This is a genomic window from Labilibaculum sp. DW002, assembly GCF_029029525.1.
GTDB lineage: Bacteria > Bacteroidota > Bacteroidia > Bacteroidales > Marinifilaceae > Paralabilibaculum > Paralabilibaculum antarcticum.
This window is the reverse complement of the sequence record NZ_JAKJSC010000001.1, coordinates 1203047-1220475: the sequence shown is the minus strand read 5'-3', so window position 1 is coordinate 1220475 and position 17429 is coordinate 1203047. Positions and strand designations below refer to the sequence as shown.

The following is a 17429-nucleotide window of genomic DNA, read 5'->3' as shown; positions in this document are numbered from 1 at the left end:
GGAGAGATGGTGAAAAGAGTTAGAGATGAAATACAAAATGTTAGTCCTGGATTTGGACGATACGCTTTTGCGTGATGATTACAGCATTTCGAAGAGAAATAAAGAGATGCTAATGAAGGCACAAGAGCAAGGAATATATGTTGTTTTGGCTTCGGGCCGTCCAACACCTGCAATGCTTCAATATGCCGAAGAACTTGAATTGAAAAAATACGGTTCGTACATTATTTCGTATAATGGCGCGATCATTACCGATCTAAATAAACAAATTCCAATTTTTGAGCAGAGTTTAAGTAAGGAGCAAATTCATGGTTTGCACGATTTTTCTTTGGCCAATAATTTGGATATCATTACTTACACTTCCGATAGTATCATTAGTGAGACAACATCTAAGTATATCGATGTTGAAGTTAATCTCACGCAGATGAAGTTTAACAAAGTGGATTGTTTTAAAACTGCCGTAACTGAGTCTGCGGTAAAATGTATTCTATTAGAAGATCCAGAATACCTGAAGAAAGTTGAAACGAAACTAAAAAAAGAGAAGCCGAATAAAAGCGTTGCGATTTCGAAGCCTTTCTTTCTAGAGGTGATGCCAAAAGGAATTGATAAAGCAGCAAGTATTGCTAGATTGGCTGATAAATTAGGCATTCGTCAGGAAGAGATTGTGGCTGTTGGTAATGCAGGGAATGATTTAACAATGGTCGAATACGCTGGATTAGGCGTTTGGGTAGATAATGTGACACCAGAACTTCGCGATCGTGCCGATGCTATTGTAGCCTCTAATAATGACCATGGCGTAGCCGAAGTGGTCGAGAAATATATCCTTGCGAACTAGTCAAGTAGATTACAAAAGGAATTAAAATAGTATCATAAGCGAGGTCTACCAAGGCTTCGCTTTTTTATTGCGATGCTAAAACATTTTTCGGTAGCAACGCTTGCGTTTGTGTTGAACGTGATCGAACGATTTCCATAGCTGAATGGCAACATGATTATTTTCTAACATTCCAGTAGTTTCAGCAAATCGAAGCCCATCGCTGTTCGATGTTTTTAATAACTCATGCATTAGAATCGAGACAAAGCCTAATTTCTGACAGTCGTGATCAATTCCAGTTAGCATTAAATCCATTTCAGTTGGATGTTTTAACGCTTTTCGTAAATGCCACCATCCGAAAGGCAACAGTTTTCCTTTTGCTTTTTGCAGGGCTTTCGATAAAGATGGTAAAGCAATAATGAACCCAACCAATTTATCTTCCTTGTCTAAGATTATTTTAACGTATCTTGGGTTTAAGATTGGAAAATATTTCGCAATGTAAAAACGGATTAGTTTTTCAGGTAATTTAAATGTGCCAAATAGATCAGAAAAGGCATCGTTAAAAACTTTAAATATCTTCTCTTTATATGGCTCCAGTTCTTTTTTAGTGGTGAAGTTAACCGTTTGCAGGCTGTATCTTTTCTTAATTAATTCCGCAATACGTCCTGCTTTTTCTGGTGTTTCTTCAGGAAGGCTAATTCTGAATTCCAACCAATCAATTTCTTTCTCAAAAGCCAATCTTTTAAAATGATTTTGATAGTAAGCAAAATGATAGTCCGAAGCCATAGAAGGAAGGTGTTCTTGTCCTTCTATTAACAAACCAGCGTGATCTAAATTCGAAAAGCCCAATGGTCCATTCACACCAATCATTCCTTCGCTCTTTAACCATTCTTCGGCTATCGAAAAAAGTTTTTCAGAAACTTCAAATTTATCAATGAATTCCATTCGAGTGATGCGGCCAATTTTTTCACCGCTTTTCTCAATGCTCAACTTGTTAACGATAGCACCAATTCGTCCAACCGTTTTTCCATTTTCATAGGCAAGCCAAAATTTAGCTTTGCAAAAGTCAAAAGCAGGATTTTTATCGGGCATTAATAGCTCCAATTCGCCTGATTTAAAAGGAGGTACCCAAAATTCATTGTCCTTATACAATGTAAAAGGAAGGTTTACAAATTCTTTGCGTTGTCTTTGATTTTGGACTTCTACAATTTGGATGCTCATAATTGAGAATGAAATTTAATGCGTATCAAGCCTATAAGACTTAATTTACTTACTCGAATAGCTTAGATGTTCAGCAAATGTAAGGATTTATGACAAACACGACTAAGAGATTGTTCGGTAAGATCATATTTAGAATGGGTAAAGCTAACTTGTAGTTTGACTATAAATCATGACAGTCATGAATCCAATAATTTTAGGATTGGAATCTGGATTTATTATCGACTTAGTTTTGTTTTAAGTTACTTACTTCTTGAATTTTAATAATTGTTTAGTTCTTTTGAAGAATTATAGAACAATTCTAATTAGTTAAATTATCGATCTAGTAAGGCACTTGGTGAAAACAATTGGTTAAATTTTGCGTAATAATAAGGTATGTTAAAATCACTTGCTTGTTATGGGAAATGAAAACTGCTGGGAAGTAATGAACTGTGGAAGGGAATTAAATGGTGTAAATGCTATTAAGCTTGGAATTTGTCCTGCTGCTCAATTAAGTACTTTTGATGGCCTTAACAATGGAACCAACGGAGGCCGCTTTTGCTGGGTAGTTGCAGACACGTATTGTGAAGGAGAAGATGCATCAGGAAATTATTCTCAAAAATTGGCAAATTGTATCAATTGTAAATTTTTGAAGCAAGTAAATTTAGAAGAGGGGCGAGATTTTATTATATCAACAAGAAAAATAAAATAGAAGTTAATAAACTAAGCATGTGTGAAGAATCATTTCTTCACTTTTTTTCGTGTAAAAATCCAAGCACCAATAATTGCCGTAAAAGGAGCAACTAGAACCAATCCAAAACTACCAACAAGGGTGTGCAGAATCTCACCAGATACATAATTAAGGTTTAGAATATTTACCATTGGTGTTCCTTGCGCTATAAATACCATTAGTAGAGCAGAAAACCCTCCAGAATAAGCAAGCAGTAAGGTCGTAGTCATGGTTCCAACTACCGCTTTACCTACTGCAAACCCAGAACCTCTTAATTCTTTTGTACTTATGTTTTTGTTCGCTTGATATACTTCAGCCTGCGAAGCTGCTATGTCCATCGATATATCCATTACTGCTCCTGACGAGGAGATGAAGATTCCAGCAAGAAAAATTTCAGTTAAATTTAAATAAGAATAGCCTGAATAAAGTAAGGTTTCTGAGAATGGTTTTATAGCACCATGAATATTAAATAGTGTGCCAAATAAAATAGCCATAAAACAGGTAATGGCTATACCACTCATGGCACCTAAAAAGGCAACGATTCCTTTTTTGTTTGTTCCTGCCACCAAAAATATAATTGCAGAGGTCAAAAGAGCCACAATTATTAAAGAGAGTGGAATAGGAGCATAGCCTTTTAACAATCCAGGAAGTAACAATTTCCAAATACAGATTCCAGTAAAGAGGAAGGAGAGCATTGCCTTTACGCCTGTCCATCCAGCAAATGATATTAAGAAGATTACAAATAAACCCAATAGGAAGGCTTCAATATTAATTCGGTAATGATCAATTACATTGGCGCTAATAATTTGCGATCGATCTTTGCTCAAGTTCAATACCGTTAGTGTTTTATCGCCTGGAATAAAATATTTATCAAACTCCATTCTACCAACGAGTTGATTAAATGCTCTTAATTCCTTGTTTTTAAATTGTCCATTCAGAATTTTGATATTTAGGCTTTGTGTACCGGTTTTAATAATTCCCGTTTCTACAATTAAAGAGTTGTCCGTTTCCAAAACCAAGGCTTTTACTCTCTCAGAATTATTTGTATCTGTTTCAGAAAAACCAGTTGGCAGATATAGAATAACAATACTTAATACTAGTAAAATTGAGACTAGTAGTAAGTCTGATTTTTGAGGGACTTGGAATTTGAACATGCTATAAAGGTATTAAAATGCAAGAAAATTTAGCCTTTGAAAAAAGCCCCACATTTTGTAGAGCTTTTCTATAATTATGTGCTTAAAATTACTTTATTCAATCAATTTCATTAAGTTTTTAGGAACATCTGTATTGTCATAAAAACCATTAAACAATTCAGCTCCAACACCAATAGCTCGAATTGGAATAGGTGCTGCAGTATGAGAATAAGAAGTCCAGCCAATTCCTGCTTTGTGCGATAAAATATGACAAGCAGTTACGGTGAAAGGATCGTAGCTACCGTATAAAAGATAAAATTGATCCTCTTTTTTCATTTCCTTGTTGTAAGTCATGCTTTTTTCGAAAGCTGTCTTTAGTTGTTCTATTTCAAAAGCTGATAGTTCAAGTCCTTTGCTTGCATCTCCTAATCCGAAGTGTGTTTTTACCATCTCTAAGGCATCTGAGAATTTTGCATTTTCTTTCTGTTCCTTTTTGTACTCAGCTATTTTTGATGAAAAACCTTCGTACGATATGTTTTGATGTTGTAGCAAACCAAAGGCAGATACATAATGACTACCTGCAAAACCTAGTGCCAATCCACCAGTTTCATGGTCGCCAGCAACTAAAATCAAGGTTTCTTTAGGGTGTTTTTTGTAAAAATTAAGAGCTTTCTCAACTGCCATATCCAATTGAATAACTTCCTTAATTACAGTTGCAGCATCATTGGCATGACTGGCCCAATCAATTTTACCACCTTCAACCATCATAAAAAATCCTTTCGGATTATCCAGCAATTCGATTCCTTTTTGAGTGAATTCAGCAAGTGAAATATCGGCTCCATTTTGTTGGTCTATAAAATAAGGAAGAGCAGATCCTCCTGATAAATTAGGAGCAGTAGCAATAATTTTATCATCGCCTTTTTTCAGATTCTTAAAACCTTCAAGCGTATTAACAACTCGGTATCCTCTAGATTTAGCTACAGAAATTGAATTCGGCTCTTTTTTTAGGATTTCTTTTTCGCTTCCCATTCCAAAGTTCGACATGGAGTTTTTAGCATTAACATTAACTTCTCCATCACCTTCAGGATGCTTTAATCCACCCCCAGCAAAATAGTTAAAACCACTTTTACTTAAATCAAGGCTAATTTTGTAGTACATATTACGAGTAGGCTGGTGTGCGTAAAATGTTGCAGGAGTAGCATGATCGATAGAAACCGAGCTAACGATTCCAACTTTGTAATTTTTCTCCTTTGCGATTTCGGCTATTGTTTTTAATGGAGTTAAGCGATCCGCAGCCATAGAAATGGTACTGATACTTGTTTTATGACCTGTTGCCAAGGCTGTTCCCGCTGCAGCCGATCCTGTTATGAATCGGTCGGTTGCATAAGTTGTGTAGAAGCCTTGGGTTGGGAAGCTATTCATGTTGAGTTGCTTAATTGGAGAATTGCCTTCAATTGCACCTAGATATGCTTCTGCGGCATTCGATTGAGAAAGTCCCATTCCATCACCTATAAAATAGAAAATATATTTAGGAGTTTTGCCCTTGTAATTTTCTCTTTCACTTGGTTGGGCAGTGGATACAAAAGCAACACAAACCAATAGAATGGCTAATATCGGCTTTAGCTTATTTGTGTAATGTAACATTGTAAGTAGTTTTATAATTTCGTAAATCTAATAAAAACTCATTGCTTAATAATTGACTAGAGAATTAGAAAAGATTTACTTTATAATGATTTAAGACTGTCTTTATTTTTATTGTTTTGAATATTTTTCCCTTCAGGAGTGTAAAGGAAATCTACATATTCTTTAAAATAGCTAACAACCCTGTCACGTACAACTTTCATGGTTGAGTTCACTAGTTTATTTTCTTCAGTGAAAGCTTCAGGTAGAATTCCAACCGCAGTTGGCATCCATCTTTGAGGAAACATGTCCTGATATTTGCCACCTGGGCGATATTGATTCAATTCATTTTGAATAATTTCTAAGGCCATTTTTTGTCCTTCTTCAGAATCCAATCCAAGCTGGTGCGGTTTTAGCTGTGCTAAAATAGCACCTTTGTTAGGTACTAACATAGCAATTGTATACGGATCTTGATTGTTGTATAAGATACATTGGTCGATATAAGGAGATTGATCAACGAAAGCTTCTTCAATACCTTCAGGGCTGAATTTTTCACCATCATTGGCAATTAGAAGTGATTTGAAACGGCCAGAAACATAGAGAAAACCATCTTCGTCAATATGTCCCATGTCTCCGGTATGTAACCAGTCATTTTTTAGGGTTTCGGCACTAGCCTTATCGTTTTTCCAGTAGCCTTTCATCACGTTGCCACCTTTAATCACGATCTCACCTTTTTCACCAGTAGGTAGCGGATTACCTAGATCATCACAAATTTTGAAATCCATATTCTTTACTAGGAAACCTGAAGACCCTAGTTTGTGACGATGATGAGCGTTTGAAGAGATAATTGGTGAAGCTTCTGACAAACCATAACCTTGGTACATTGGGATACCAATAGCATAAAAGAAACGTTGTAATTCAATATCAAGAAGTGCACCTCCGCCAACAAAGAACTTTAAATTACCTCCAAAATTGGCTCTGACCTTAGAAAATATGATTTTATCGTAGAACTTATAAATAGGTTTCAGAAGTTTTTTCGATCCTTTGCCCTTATCAATACCAATTCCATTATAACGATAGGCAACATTAAGGGCTTTGTTGAATAAGCGCTCAACTTTAGGTCCTTTAGCTTTAATTCCTTTTTCAATATTCTTTTTGAAGTTTTTAGCTAAAGCAGGTACACTTAAAATTATATCTGGCTGGATTTCCTTTATATTATTTGGAATATTTTTAAGAGCTTCCATAGGGGACTTTCCTTGCTGAACAGCCGCAATGGAAGCACCTTTTAGCATGAAACTGTAAATCCCTGCTGTGTGAGCGAATGAATGATCCCAGGGTAAAATAAGTAGCGTTTTATAGCTGGGAGGAATTTCCATTAAGCTTGAGGCCTGTATAACATTCGATGTATAATTGTTATGAGACAGGACAATTCCTTTGGGATCTGCTGTTGTTCCGGAAGTGTAGGATATATTGGCATTATCGTTAGCCTCAATCTTATTTTGAAGCTCTTTTAGGTTAGCCTTATCTGCATCCGAAATTTCTTTACCAGCGATTAATAACTGTTGAAGAGATATTTCTTTATCCTTTAGGTCTATGTTTTCATCTAGAACAATAATTTTTTCAACGGTTTCCAATTGATCTTTTATTGATCTGATTTTTTCAAGATGATTTTTTGAAACAATAACAAAGCGTGACTCAGAGTGATTTAAACGGAACTTAAGTTCATTTTGAGCATCAAGCTTTACAGATAAGGGTACATTAACTGCACCCGAAAATAAAATACCTAATTCTGAAAGTACCCAAGCATTTCTTCCTTCAGAAAGTAATCCAATTCGATCTGTTTTTTTTATCCCTAAAGAGAAAAGACCAGCGGCAAATAATTGTACATCTTCGTATAAAGCTTCGTAACTAACAGATTGATACTTAGAATTGGTTTTTTCCCATAAAAATGGATTTTTACCAAACTGATCAACGCTATTTTCAAAGAGTTCTATAATTGTTTTCATTTCTATCAAAAATCTTAAGGTAAGCTAGCCAAGAAAAAATTACTTAAAAGTAAATTAAGTATGTTTGCAGCCTAATTTTACGGATTTCAAAAATAACAGATTAGCCTATCCAAAACAAGCAGTTTGAATTAAAAAAACATAAATAAATGAAAGGATATTTTTATTCTCAAAATTAGCGCGAAAAACATGATTAAACTCCTTGATTTTCAATTCAAGAATATCTATTTTCCCGAGCAATACTTAAACAAACAAATTATTGAGGTGTATTGGTTATTTATTTAGCAATTTTTTCACCCTTAATAGGATTTTAATTGTCTTAGTAATAGAAATGATTAACTGAATTAACCTCAAACTAACCAAACCGAATGAGTAATCTAGAAAAATATTTTAAAAAGTTTAGAAAAAACACCATTGGACACGATGCTTGTTTTTATTCCCCATTTGGGAAGCAAAAGATTGTTTACGGTGATTGGATCGCCAGTGGAAGATTGTATGCTCCAATCGAAAAAAAGAATGTTAAAGGATTTTGGTCCTTATGTTGCAAATACGCATACTGAGACAAATGTGACTGGAACTTTAATGACTCGGTCTTATCATCGGGCACAAGAATTAATAAAGAAACATGTAAATGCAGGACCTGAGGATGTAATTATACATGCAGGATTTGGAATGACAGCTGTAATTAATAAGTTGCAACGTATTCTTGGATTAAAGGGGTGTGGTATCATTGGAAGACATGCTTGTCAAAAAGAAAGAGAAAAACCAGTTGTTTTTATCACCCATATGGAACATCACTCAAACCAAACATCTTGGTACGAAACCAATGTTGATGTTGTGGTTGTACCTCCTGGGGAAGGTTTAACAATTGATTTGAATGAATTGGAAAAACAGCTTGAAAAATATGCTGATCGTAAAATGAAGATTGGTTCTTTTAGTGCATGTTCAAACGTAACAGGTATTATTACCCCATATCACGAAATGGCTAAGATGATGCATAAACATGGCGGTATTTGTTTTGTCGATTTTGCCGCATCTGCTCCTTATGTTGATATTGATATGCATCCAGCCGATCCTGAATGTCGTTTAGATGGTATATTCTTTTCGCCACACAAATTCTTAGGAGGACCTGGTTCTTCTGGTGTTATGATTTTTGATGCGGCATTATACGATCCTAAATCTGCCCCTGATCATCCGGGTGGAGGAACAGTTGATTGGACAAATCCTTGGGGTGAGTACAAGTTTGTTAACAATATTGAAGCGCGTGAAGATGGTGGAACCCCGGGTTTCTTACAATCTATAAGAACAGCCTTGGCCATTGATATAAAAAATCAAATGGGTACCGATAATATTGCAAAACGAGAGGAAGAACTTTTGGATTTAGCCTTCGATAAATTGAAAGCTGTTAAAGATGTTCATGTACTAGCCGATACGGTTAAAGATCGTTTGGGAATTTTGTCTTTTTACGTTGAGTATATTCATTACAACCTATTGGTTAAATTATTGAATGATCATTTTGGTATTCAAGTTCGTGGAGGATGTGCATGTGCTGGTACTTATGGACACTTTATGCTTGATGTAACTCACGAGAAATCTCAATCGATTACTGATGAGATTAATATTGGCGATTTGACTCATAAGCCAGGTTGGGTACGTTGGTCATTACACCCGACAACGACAAATAAGGAAGTTTTGTTTTTTATTGAGGCTTTAAAGTCAGTTGTTGATAATTTTGAAGAATGGAAGAAGGATTATACCTACAACAGAAAAACAAATGAGTTTTATTACTCTGGCATAAAGAAGCCAAAAAAGGAAATTGTTGTGAATGATTTATTTAATCTTTAGCCAATATTATTCTTTGTATATTAATACTATATTAATCCTGAAAATTCATTTTCAGGATTTTTTTATATTTTTGGGTTGAACAAGAAGCTAGTTCAATTTTGAAGATGAGTGAAAAACAGCTTCTAATTAAAATAGATATAAGGTGTACGATATAATTGGAGATATTCATGGTGAGGCAAATACATTGAAACATATGTTGCTGAGTCTTGATTATGTGGAGGGAGAAGAGGGATATTTTCATCCTGAAAGAAAAGCTGTATTTGTGGGTGACTTTGTAGATCGTGGGCCTGATATTTTTGAAACCCTATCTATTGTTCGTAAAATGGTGACTGCAGGAAATGCTTTTGCAGTGGTAGGAAACCATGAGTTAAATGTTCTTGCTTATTATACGAAAGATGAGGATGGACTTTTTTTACGAGAACACAGTTTAAAAAATAGAACACAAATAAAGAAAACTTACGAAGAGTTCAAATTAGATAAACCAAAGCGTAAATCATACCTTAAGTGGCTTCGCAGCTTGCCTTTATTTTTAGAGTTTGATAATTTTCGTATTGTGCATGCGTGTTGGGATCAGGACGCTATTGATCTATTGAAAAAAGAAAACCCTGAAAATTGCCTAAACAAACAATTTTTGAGAAAGATTTATTTTGAAAGAGGTAAACTTTTTAAAGCAACAATGCTTTTACTTAAAGGGCGTGAGTTTAATTTTCCGGATGACATGATATTGAAAGATGCTTACGGATTCAAACGTTCGGCTTATAGAATTAAATGGTGGGAACCAATGGAAGGGAAGAGTTTTGAAGATATTTCCTTTGGGAATCGATTTCATTTGCCTGAGTATACAATACCCTCTCAACTTTGTAAGGAAATTCCTTTGTACCCAGAAACAGAATTACCTGTGTTTTTTGGACATTACTGCTTAGGCGATAATGCTGGACTTGTAAGAAATAACTTGTGTTGCGTTGATGGATGTGTAGCAAATGGTGGAATCCTTGTAGCCTATAGAATGGACGCCAAGGAATTGAAGCAGAATAATATTATTTCGGTGAAAAAGGTAAGGAGCGCACAAGTTTAAGCGTTATAGGATTTACTTTTTTTCCAATGAATAAGAAAAAGAATTCCAGCAAAAGATAGGGGAATAAAAAGCAATAGAACAAAGAAACTATTTGAATCGATAAAGGCGTAGAGTGTAATTAATATACTACTGCTAACCAAAAGGAAACCACCTAAGCCAGGTTTCCAAAAGCTGATTAAAAAACCAATACCGTAAATTATCGAAAGAATATAAAAAACGAGTACCCAGCCTTCATTATTCGTTTGCCCCGTGCTTAATAAAGTGATGAACTCTGGTACCATAAATAAAATAAATATACCAGTTATTAAACTTCCAATAATACGCGCAAAAAGAAGATAAAATTGCGATGGTTGGTCTTGAAATAGCATTCTTTTATCCATAACTTAAGTTATTTAGATGTAGGTATTATAAATTTACAAAATCCGTAAAGTAAAGTCAATTTAAATTGATAGTGAGACATTTGGGTGTATTGTGTTGATGATAATAACATTAGAGGATTAAAAAATAGTAGAATAAATAAATCATGAATAAAATTAAAGTAATTGCTTTTGATGCGGATGATACACTTTGGGTAAACGAACCTTACTTTAGAGAATCTGAATTGGAATTCTGTAATCTTTTAAAAAATGGAATGGGCATTGATGAGGTTACTGAAGAGTTGTTTGCTACCGAAATAGGAAATATTCCTTTGTATGGCTATGGAACAAAAGCTTTTGTTTTATCGATGATTGAAACTGGTTTAAAAATCAGCAAAGGAAAGATGAATGCCAAAACAATAGAAGCCATTCTGCAGATTGGCAAAAATCAAATTAATAAACCAATTGAATTGATTGATGGTGTTATAGAAGTCTTAGAAAATCTTCAAAATAAATACCGTTTAATTGTGGCAACAAAAGGAGATTTACTAGATCAAGAAAGAAAATTAAAGAAGTCTGGTCTGCTAAAGTATTTTCATCATATCGAGGTGATGAGCGATAAAAAAGAAGAAGATTATCAGAAATTAATTCAGCATTTAGATATTCATCCCGAACAGTTTTTGATGATTGGGAATTCATTAAAATCAGATATATTACCTGTTGTAAATTTAGGTGGAGAAGCAATTCATGTTCCTTTTCATACTACTTGGGAGCATGAATTAATAGAGGATAATGATTTGGAGAAGATAAATGTAAAAGAATTAGAGTGTATTGTAGAATTGCTTGAATTGGTATAGTTTATTTGCGTTTTAGGGATAAGATCTTAATTTTTTCAATTAACATCTGACCTTCATCTTTTTGTACTTGAATTTGTTTAACCACATCCATTCCCTTAATTACTTTGCCAAAAGCAGCAAATCCTTGTCCATCAGAATTTCTCATTCCACCATAATCTAAACTAGCTTGCTCGCCTACACAAATAAAGAATTCAGTAGAAGCTGATCCAGGTTGGTTTCTGGCCATAGAAATTACACCATCTGTATGCATAACACCAGTTTGTTTTGTGTTTTCGTGAATGATTGTTGGTATTTGATCAACAATTGAATCGTGAAACAATCCTCCTTGAATAACTTCTATTTTAGTATTACGGTTACCTTGGTTATCCATTCTTACAACCCGATAGAAGCAGGCATCCTTAAAGGTGTTCTGATCCACATGATGCAGAAAATTTTTTGCCGTAATGGGAGCTTTATCTTCATAAATTTCCAATTCGATTGTTCCAAACGAAGTTGTAATTTCTACTTTTGGATTTTGAGCGTTTGCTAATGCGGTAAGAAAGAGTACAGCTAGAATAAGAAGATAAATACGTTTCATGTTTCGAGTTTTTATCATGCCATATCCCTATCGTTTGATTTATTTAAATCAATCCTCTTGACTTAAATTCGAGATATTTATTGAGTGTGTTAATAGTCAAGTCTTTTGGTTGACTCAATATCGCATGAATTCCATATTTTTCCAATTCTTTTACGATTAATTTTTTGTCGTAGATAAATTTCTCTCCGATGGTTTTAATGTAAATTTCTTCTATACTTTTTGCAGGTTGTTGCGTTATTTCTTTAATCTCAGTGTTTGTGAAAAAGACAACCATTAACAAATGATCTTTTGCTAAGCCTTGCAAGTATGGTAGTTGGCGTCTCATTGAATCGAGACTTTCAAAATTTGCAAACAGCATTAGTAAACTTCTGTTTCGAAGAAATCGTCGGGCAGAACTATGCAGTAACTCATAATTTGGCTCAGGATAATTGGTTTTCTGATTGTAAAGAACCTCCATTATTTTTCTTATTTGGGTTCTTCTTCCATCAGCTGGAACATGAGCATTAATATCTTTCCCAAAACAAATTAGACCTGCTTTATCATTTTTAATCACCGCAGTGTTGGAAATAACTAAGCTCGTATTGATTGCATAATCAAGAAGCGTTAAGCCATTAAAAGGCATTTTCATTGATCGGCCAGTATCAATAAGACAGTAAACTGGTTGTGATTTTTCATCTTGGTACTGGTTCACCATTATTTGTGACTTACGAGCTGTTGCTTTCCAGTTAATGGTTCTGTAATCATCCCCTTTCACATAGTCCCGAATTTGGTCGAATTCCATTTGGTGGCCAATTCGCCTAATTCTTTTTACCCCGAAATCATTTAATCGATTTGAGATAGCCAGTAATTCATATTGTCGCATCTGCATAAAAGATGGATAGCAAGGAAGCATTTGTTCAGCTTCAATTTTATATCTTCTTTTTATCAATCCCAAAAAAGTGGAAACATACACATTCAGAAGTCCAAAATGATATTCTCCTCTCTCAGTAGGTCTTAGGTTGTAGTTGAATTGCTTGTCATCACCAGTCTTTAGCTGAAAAGAATAAAGGAAATCTCTTTTTTGAAACTGTACGGGTAATTCATCTATAATATCTATTCTCGTTGCTATGGGATAATTGTTTTCTACAAATATTGAAATGGAATTATCATCTCCATTGGATAGCTTCTCTGGACACTTTCGTGATGCGATAATACCTTTTTTACTTCGGTAGAGAATAATAATATCCAAACCCAGGCATAAGAAAAACAAAAGCAAGAGAAGTCGTGCTACTGGAAATAGCAGCGGAATAAAATGCCCGAGAATGGAAATTAGAGCCAAAAGCACTAGTCCCCAATACAAATTTTGTGTTAGATATATCGATTTAATGAATTTCATTAATGGTAGTTCATTTTTATGTGAGCAGCTAGATGTTTGAACTAATTGTATTAATCCTACTAACGTGGAATTTCAATTCCTTCAATAATTTGTGCGATTATTTGCTTAGGAAGAACACCTTCCATTTCTTTCTCAGGAGTTAAAATTAATCGATGATGCAAGGCAGGAATAACCACTTCTTTGATATCATCCGGAGTTACAAAATCACGACCTCTGATGGCAGAAAGAGCTTTAGAAGCCATCATGACTGCAACGGATGCTCTCGGAGAAGCTCCCAATATAATGCCAGGATGATTTCTTGTACTTTGAACGATCTGTACAATGTATTTTTGAAGATTTTCTTCGATATGTATTTCTTGTACTTGATGACGCAGCTCGTTAATCTGTTCCGAATTTAATACTTCGGAAATTGAAGCGGTTTCATTTTTTCCTTTCCTCTCATTTTTGGTGGCAAGAATTTCAAGTTCTTCTAATTCATCAGGATAAGTAAATTCAATCTTCATTAGAAAACGATCCAATTGTGCTTCAGGTAAACGGTAGGTTCCTTCTTGCTCAATAGGGTTTTGTGTGGCAATCACCCAAAATGGTTGCTCCATTTCATGGGTTGTACCATCAATACTAATTTGCGCTTCTTCCATTACTTCGAAAAGTGCCGATTGAGTTTTTGCAGGAGCACGATTAATCTCATCTATCAAAATGATATTAGAGAATATAGGACCTTTGTTAAACTCAAATTTTGAAGTGCTTAGGTTAAATATTGTAGTTCCTAAAACATCCGAAGGCATTAAATCTGGCGTAAATTGAATTCGTGAAAAATCGGAAGAAATTGACTTTGCCAGTAATTTAGCTGAAAGGGTTTTAGCAATTCCAGGAACACCTTCGATTAAAACATGACCTTGCGCAAACAAACCAACTAGAAGTAGATCAATGTTTTTCTCTTGTCCGATAATTACTTTTTTTATTTCGTATTTAATTTGGCCTATCAAGTGATTGAGTTCTGCCAAATCTATGCGGTTTTTAAATTGAGGTTTATTTTCCATTCTTGGGTTTATTTTATTTGCCGGATTTATAAATGTATTCTACTTTAGCGTTTAAGTCTTCCAATTCTTCGTTAGAGATGTTATTGGAATTGGATATTTGGTTTACTTGTTTAAATAGAATTTCCAAAGTCTTCAAAGAAATTCCCGATCGTTTACTTACTTCATTTAAAGTATCAGTAGTTAAATCGATATGGTATCGAGTTTTACAGAATTCCTTAAGGTATTTTATTTTTTTGAGTGCTATGTCTTTGTGGTTTTTACGATTGTAATACAATCTCCCCATTGTTTTAATAAACTCAAGAGTTGTATTGGGAATAGGTTTTAGGATTGGAATCATTTTTTGTTTGCGTTTACCTTGGAAAATAAGAACAAGAATAAGGCAAGCCAAAAGAAGGTAGTACGCCATTTTTAATGGTGGACTTGATAGTAAGAATGCGATTGGGCTAGTAGATCGGAAAGCTCTAAGAGGCTTGTAATATTCATCCCAAACGATTGGGTTAGGAGGTAAGTAGCTGAAAATACCTGCTATGTAATCGGCATTTTTGTTTTGAACGATATTAAAATTCGTGAATGCTAAAGGCTGACTACTTATAAAAAAATTCCCTTTGCCATAGGGTACTTTTACCAATTGAATTCTTTTTTTATTATCTCGTCCCAAAACGATTAAACTATCCTTATAAAATTTATTTATGGTCGTGTTATCAAACGCTTTGGGATATTTTGAGTTGTTTTTATCTTTTAAATTTGGATTTTCAAAATTCTGAAATTGTACTTCTTTAGCACCTAGATCAGTAAATTTAAACTCAGTATCAAATTGCACGTGTATGGTGTCGGAGAATACTTTACCTAAATTAGATGTGGCAATTACGATTTGATTTCCATTTTGAACTAAATCCAATAATAGTTTAATTTCCCATGCCTGAGGAGAAAAATCATCTGTTACAAAAATATAATTCTTGTTTGGAGCAAGGCTATCAAGTACAGGATAGTTAAATATTGCATCTCTGCTAATTTCAAACTCCTGTTCAGGAAATAATTCTTGTTCTATCAATTCGCGAAGGAGAAAGCAACCAAAAGGACGTTTATCATCCTCATTAAAGTTTCTTGTCCAGTCGATTGGTTGCGGAGCAAAAAGATCCATTAGAATCAGGATAATGAGGATTCCAATTACAGGAAGTGCATTTTTAGGGATATTTATTTTCATGACGCGAATTCTTTTGTTTGTGATAATAGAATGTTCAAACGTGCAAATTCATCATCAACTTGATGGTAATCTAGTTTGGCAATAGGGAAATCTCCATACCAAACAGCCTCATACAATTCGCTTAATTCAATAAAATCTGTTTTTATTTTTTCATGTTTTATTTCTCGGATGTAATCGTAATTGGTTTTTTCCGATTTCCAAGTAATTATTTTATGGCGGCTTAAAGCTTTTAAAAGAGATAAGTAATGATAGCGAACAGCCAAACGGTATTCTTTTTGAAGAAGTGCTTCTTGAATTTTCTGTTCCCAATTTACTTTATTGGGATTTGTAGCATCGCTAAATTCCATCGATGAAATTTCCTGATGAGAGCTAAACAAACCTGTGAATTTACTACGATAAATCATGGCAATTAGAAGAATACCACAGGCAGCTAAAATGATGTATCTCAAATACCAGATCACACCAAGGCTTTTAATCATGAAATTAAACCAATTTTTAAGCCATTGAACGAAACGTCCCCAAGCAGTTTCTTGCTTTACTTCGGTTAAATTGTAATTGAAATCGCTTTGTTTTCGGTAATTTTCAATTCGTTCTTCAGGAATGGATTTTTCCCATAATTGTACTTGCCCAGTATCCATTACAAGAGTATCCGAGTTGAAAGTTTCCTGCGCTAAAATAGGGCTGGCTCCAATAAAGAAATGAAACCAGCCTAGAAATAATATTGTAAGTGTTTTTTTACTCATCAGCTCCAACGCTTTCCAACTCTTTTAATAATGCAGGATTTTGCTTTTGTTCAACAAGACTAAAATAAAGAATTCCAATTCCTATAAATGGAATGATCTGCATTAAGGATGCTCCTATTGATTGGATAATTGAAAATAAAATGCTTAAACTTTGACTTGCAGATGAAGGTTCATTTTGTACCATATGAAAAGCTGTCATCGCCTGATAAATCGTTGTTGGTATTTGGAATGCAAATTGTAAAGCTCCAGCGATTAAACCAAGGATTAATAAAAAGCCAAAAGTTAGCCACCAGTTATTTTTTATTAGAGAAAAACAAGCACTTAGAGCTTCACCAAGAGAATCACCTTGAAATACAATGATAGGGATAACGAGACTAAAACAAATCATTAAATAAATACCTGGGATTAATAAAAATATAAAGCCAATACCTGAAATAAGTCCAATAACAATAATTGTTAGGAATATTTTTGGCACAACTCCAAGCATCAATTTCCAAACTTGTTTTAATTCAATATCATTACCCTCTGCTGATTTGTATAACTTGATATATTGCATCACAAATGACATTGAAAAGGAATAGGTAATCAACATAAACAGATAAGTGATTAAGATTGCACTACCTCCTCCATTTGTGAATGGATTTGATACTTGTCCCATAGAAATAGATGATAATGCTTGATATTGATACACACCGAGTGCTATACCTTGTAATAGTGCAAAAGGGATAACGAAATAGATCATTCCCATAAGTAAATTTTTAAAATTGTACTTAATAAAAAGGAATGTGTCGTTAAATAGTTCTCCGAAATCGCGGTTTTTTTCGAGTTGCAACTTGTTGCTTGTCATTTGTTTTAGAATTTGATTT

At 34.3% G+C, this 17429-nt stretch carries 16 protein-coding genes; 5 read left to right on the top strand and 11 right to left on the bottom strand.

Annotation, left to right across the window (positions count from 1 at the left end; genetic code table 11):
* Positions 1-25: 25 nt before the first annotated feature.
* Positions 26-832 carry a Cof-type HAD-IIB family hydrolase gene (locus L3049_RS04735; RefSeq protein ID WP_275108646.1) on the top strand — a complete coding sequence of 269 codons (807 nt, stop codon included), beginning with the start codon at positions 26-28 and terminating at the stop codon, positions 830-832.
* 75 nt (positions 833-907) lie between these two features.
* On the opposite strand, the gene L3049_RS04730 is transcribed toward L3049_RS04735, so the two are convergent.
* Entirely contained in the window at positions 908-2029 is a 1122-nt protein-coding gene (locus tag L3049_RS04730) for a hypothetical protein (RefSeq protein ID WP_275108645.1), read from the bottom strand.
* A gap of 394 nt (positions 2030-2423) precedes the next feature.
* Here L3049_RS04730 and L3049_RS04725 point away from each other — a divergent pair, with 394 nt between their 5' ends.
* Complete coding sequence (locus tag L3049_RS04725; protein ID WP_275108644.1) at positions 2424-2717, top strand: two-CW domain-containing protein; 294 nt, start codon at positions 2424-2426, stop codon at positions 2715-2717.
* Between the two features lie 29 nt (positions 2718-2746).
* Here L3049_RS04725 and L3049_RS04720 read toward each other — a convergent pair whose 3' ends face one another.
* From L3049_RS04720 to L3049_RS04710, 3 genes are all read right to left on the bottom strand, one after another.
* A complete protein-coding gene (locus L3049_RS04720; protein WP_275108643.1) occupies positions 2747-3889 on the bottom strand; it encodes a YibE/F family protein in 1143 nt (380 codons plus the stop codon).
* A 93-nt stretch (positions 3890-3982) separates the two neighbouring features.
* On the bottom strand, positions 3983-5512 hold the full coding sequence (locus L3049_RS04715; protein WP_275108642.1) for an alkaline phosphatase: 1530 nt from the start codon (positions 5510-5512) through the stop codon (positions 3983-3985).
* Positions 5513-5592: 80 nt separating this feature from the next.
* Positions 5593-7494: an AMP-dependent synthetase/ligase gene (locus tag L3049_RS04710; protein ID WP_275108641.1), complete on the bottom strand. Its 1902-nt coding sequence runs from the start codon at positions 7492-7494 to the stop codon at positions 5593-5595.
* Between the two features lie 513 nt (positions 7495-8007).
* On the opposite strand from L3049_RS04710, the gene L3049_RS04705 reads away from it, so the two are divergent.
* The gene (locus L3049_RS04705; RefSeq protein WP_275108640.1) at positions 8008-9336 is read left to right on the top strand and encodes an aminotransferase class V-fold PLP-dependent enzyme; all 1329 of its coding nucleotides are present in this window, start codon (positions 8008-8010) and stop codon (positions 9334-9336) included.
* Between the two features lie 142 nt (positions 9337-9478).
* Positions 9479-10411, top strand: a complete 933-nt coding sequence (locus L3049_RS04700; protein ID WP_275108639.1) for a metallophosphoesterase — start codon at positions 9479-9481, stop codon at positions 10409-10411.
* On the opposite strand, the gene L3049_RS04695 is transcribed toward L3049_RS04700, so the two are convergent.
* Positions 10408-10791 carry a DUF7670 domain-containing protein gene (locus L3049_RS04695; protein ID WP_275108638.1) on the bottom strand — a complete coding sequence of 128 codons (384 nt, stop codon included), beginning with the start codon at positions 10789-10791 and terminating at the stop codon, positions 10408-10410. The genes L3049_RS04700 and L3049_RS04695 overlap by 4 nt on opposite strands.
* A 143-nt stretch (positions 10792-10934) precedes the next feature.
* On the opposite strand from L3049_RS04695, the gene L3049_RS04690 reads away from it, so the two are divergent.
* Positions 10935-11624: an HAD family hydrolase gene (locus L3049_RS04690; protein WP_275108637.1), complete on the top strand. Its 690-nt coding sequence runs from the start codon at positions 10935-10937 to the stop codon at positions 11622-11624.
* 1 nt (position 11625) lies between these two features.
* Here L3049_RS04690 and L3049_RS04685 read toward each other — a convergent pair whose 3' ends face one another.
* Genes L3049_RS04685 through L3049_RS04660 form a run of 6 tightly spaced genes read right to left on the bottom strand, consistent with a single transcriptional unit; the run spans position 11626 to position 17410 of the window.
* Positions 11626-12201, bottom strand: a complete 576-nt coding sequence (locus tag L3049_RS04685; RefSeq protein WP_275108636.1) for a peptidylprolyl isomerase — start codon at positions 12199-12201, stop codon at positions 11626-11628.
* Positions 12202-12244: 43 nt separating this feature from the next.
* Complete coding sequence (locus L3049_RS04680) at positions 12245-13576, bottom strand: DUF58 domain-containing protein (protein WP_275108635.1); 1332 nt, start codon at positions 13574-13576, stop codon at positions 12245-12247.
* Positions 13577-13635: 59 nt separating this feature from the next.
* A complete protein-coding gene (locus L3049_RS04675) occupies positions 13636-14616 on the bottom strand; it encodes an AAA family ATPase (protein WP_275108634.1) in 981 nt (326 codons plus the stop codon).
* A 13-nt stretch (positions 14617-14629) separates the two neighbouring features.
* The gene (locus L3049_RS04670; RefSeq protein ID WP_275108633.1) at positions 14630-15820 is read right to left on the bottom strand and encodes a DUF4350 domain-containing protein; all 1191 of its coding nucleotides are present in this window, start codon (positions 15818-15820) and stop codon (positions 14630-14632) included.
* Complete coding sequence (locus L3049_RS04665) at positions 15817-16563, bottom strand: DUF4129 domain-containing protein (protein WP_275108632.1); 747 nt, start codon at positions 16561-16563, stop codon at positions 15817-15819. The genes L3049_RS04670 and L3049_RS04665 overlap by 4 nt, the downstream gene beginning before the upstream one ends.
* Complete coding sequence (locus tag L3049_RS04660; protein ID WP_275108631.1) at positions 16556-17410, bottom strand: DUF7847 domain-containing protein; 855 nt, start codon at positions 17408-17410, stop codon at positions 16556-16558. Before L3049_RS04660 ends, L3049_RS04665 begins: the two co-directional genes overlap by 8 nt.
* Positions 17411-17429 lie beyond the last annotated feature (19 nt).

Bases quoted from the DNA above. Each gene is read 5' to 3' on its own strand.
- L3049_RS04735 (WP_275108646.1), top strand. From the start codon at position 26: ATGAAATACAAAATGTTAGTCCTGGATTTGGACGATACGCTTTTGCGT.
- L3049_RS04730 (WP_275108645.1), bottom strand. From the start codon at position 2,029: ATGAGCATCCAAATTGTAGAAGTCCAAAATCAAAGACAACGCAAAGAA.
- L3049_RS04725 (WP_275108644.1), top strand. From the start codon at position 2,424: ATGGGAAATGAAAACTGCTGGGAAGTAATGAACTGTGGAAGGGAATTA.
- L3049_RS04720 (WP_275108643.1), bottom strand. From the start codon at position 3,889: ATGTTCAAATTCCAAGTCCCTCAAAAATCAGACTTACTACTAGTCTCA.
- L3049_RS04715 (WP_275108642.1), bottom strand. From the start codon at position 5,512: ATGTTACATTACACAAATAAGCTAAAGCCGATATTAGCCATTCTATTG.
- L3049_RS04710 (WP_275108641.1), bottom strand. From the start codon at position 7,494: ATGAAAACAATTATAGAACTCTTTGAAAATAGCGTTGATCAGTTTGGT.
- L3049_RS04705 (WP_275108640.1), top strand. From the start codon at position 8,008: ATGTTAAAGGATTTTGGTCCTTATGTTGCAAATACGCATACTGAGACA.
- L3049_RS04695 (WP_275108638.1), bottom strand. From the start codon at position 10,791: ATGGATAAAAGAATGCTATTTCAAGACCAACCATCGCAATTTTATCTT.
- L3049_RS04690 (WP_275108637.1), top strand. From the start codon at position 10,935: ATGAATAAAATTAAAGTAATTGCTTTTGATGCGGATGATACACTTTGG.
- L3049_RS04685 (WP_275108636.1), bottom strand. From the start codon at position 12,201: ATGAAACGTATTTATCTTCTTATTCTAGCTGTACTCTTTCTTACCGCA.
- L3049_RS04680 (WP_275108635.1), bottom strand. From the start codon at position 13,576: ATGAAATTCATTAAATCGATATATCTAACACAAAATTTGTATTGGGGA.
- L3049_RS04675 (WP_275108634.1), bottom strand. From the start codon at position 14,616: ATGGAAAATAAACCTCAATTTAAAAACCGCATAGATTTGGCAGAACTC.
- L3049_RS04670 (WP_275108633.1), bottom strand. From the start codon at position 15,820: ATGAAAATAAATATCCCTAAAAATGCACTTCCTGTAATTGGAATCCTC.
- L3049_RS04665 (WP_275108632.1), bottom strand. From the start codon at position 16,563: ATGAGTAAAAAAACACTTACAATATTATTTCTAGGCTGGTTTCATTTC.
- L3049_RS04660 (WP_275108631.1), bottom strand. From the start codon at position 17,410: ATGACAAGCAACAAGTTGCAACTCGAAAAAAACCGCGATTTCGGAGAA.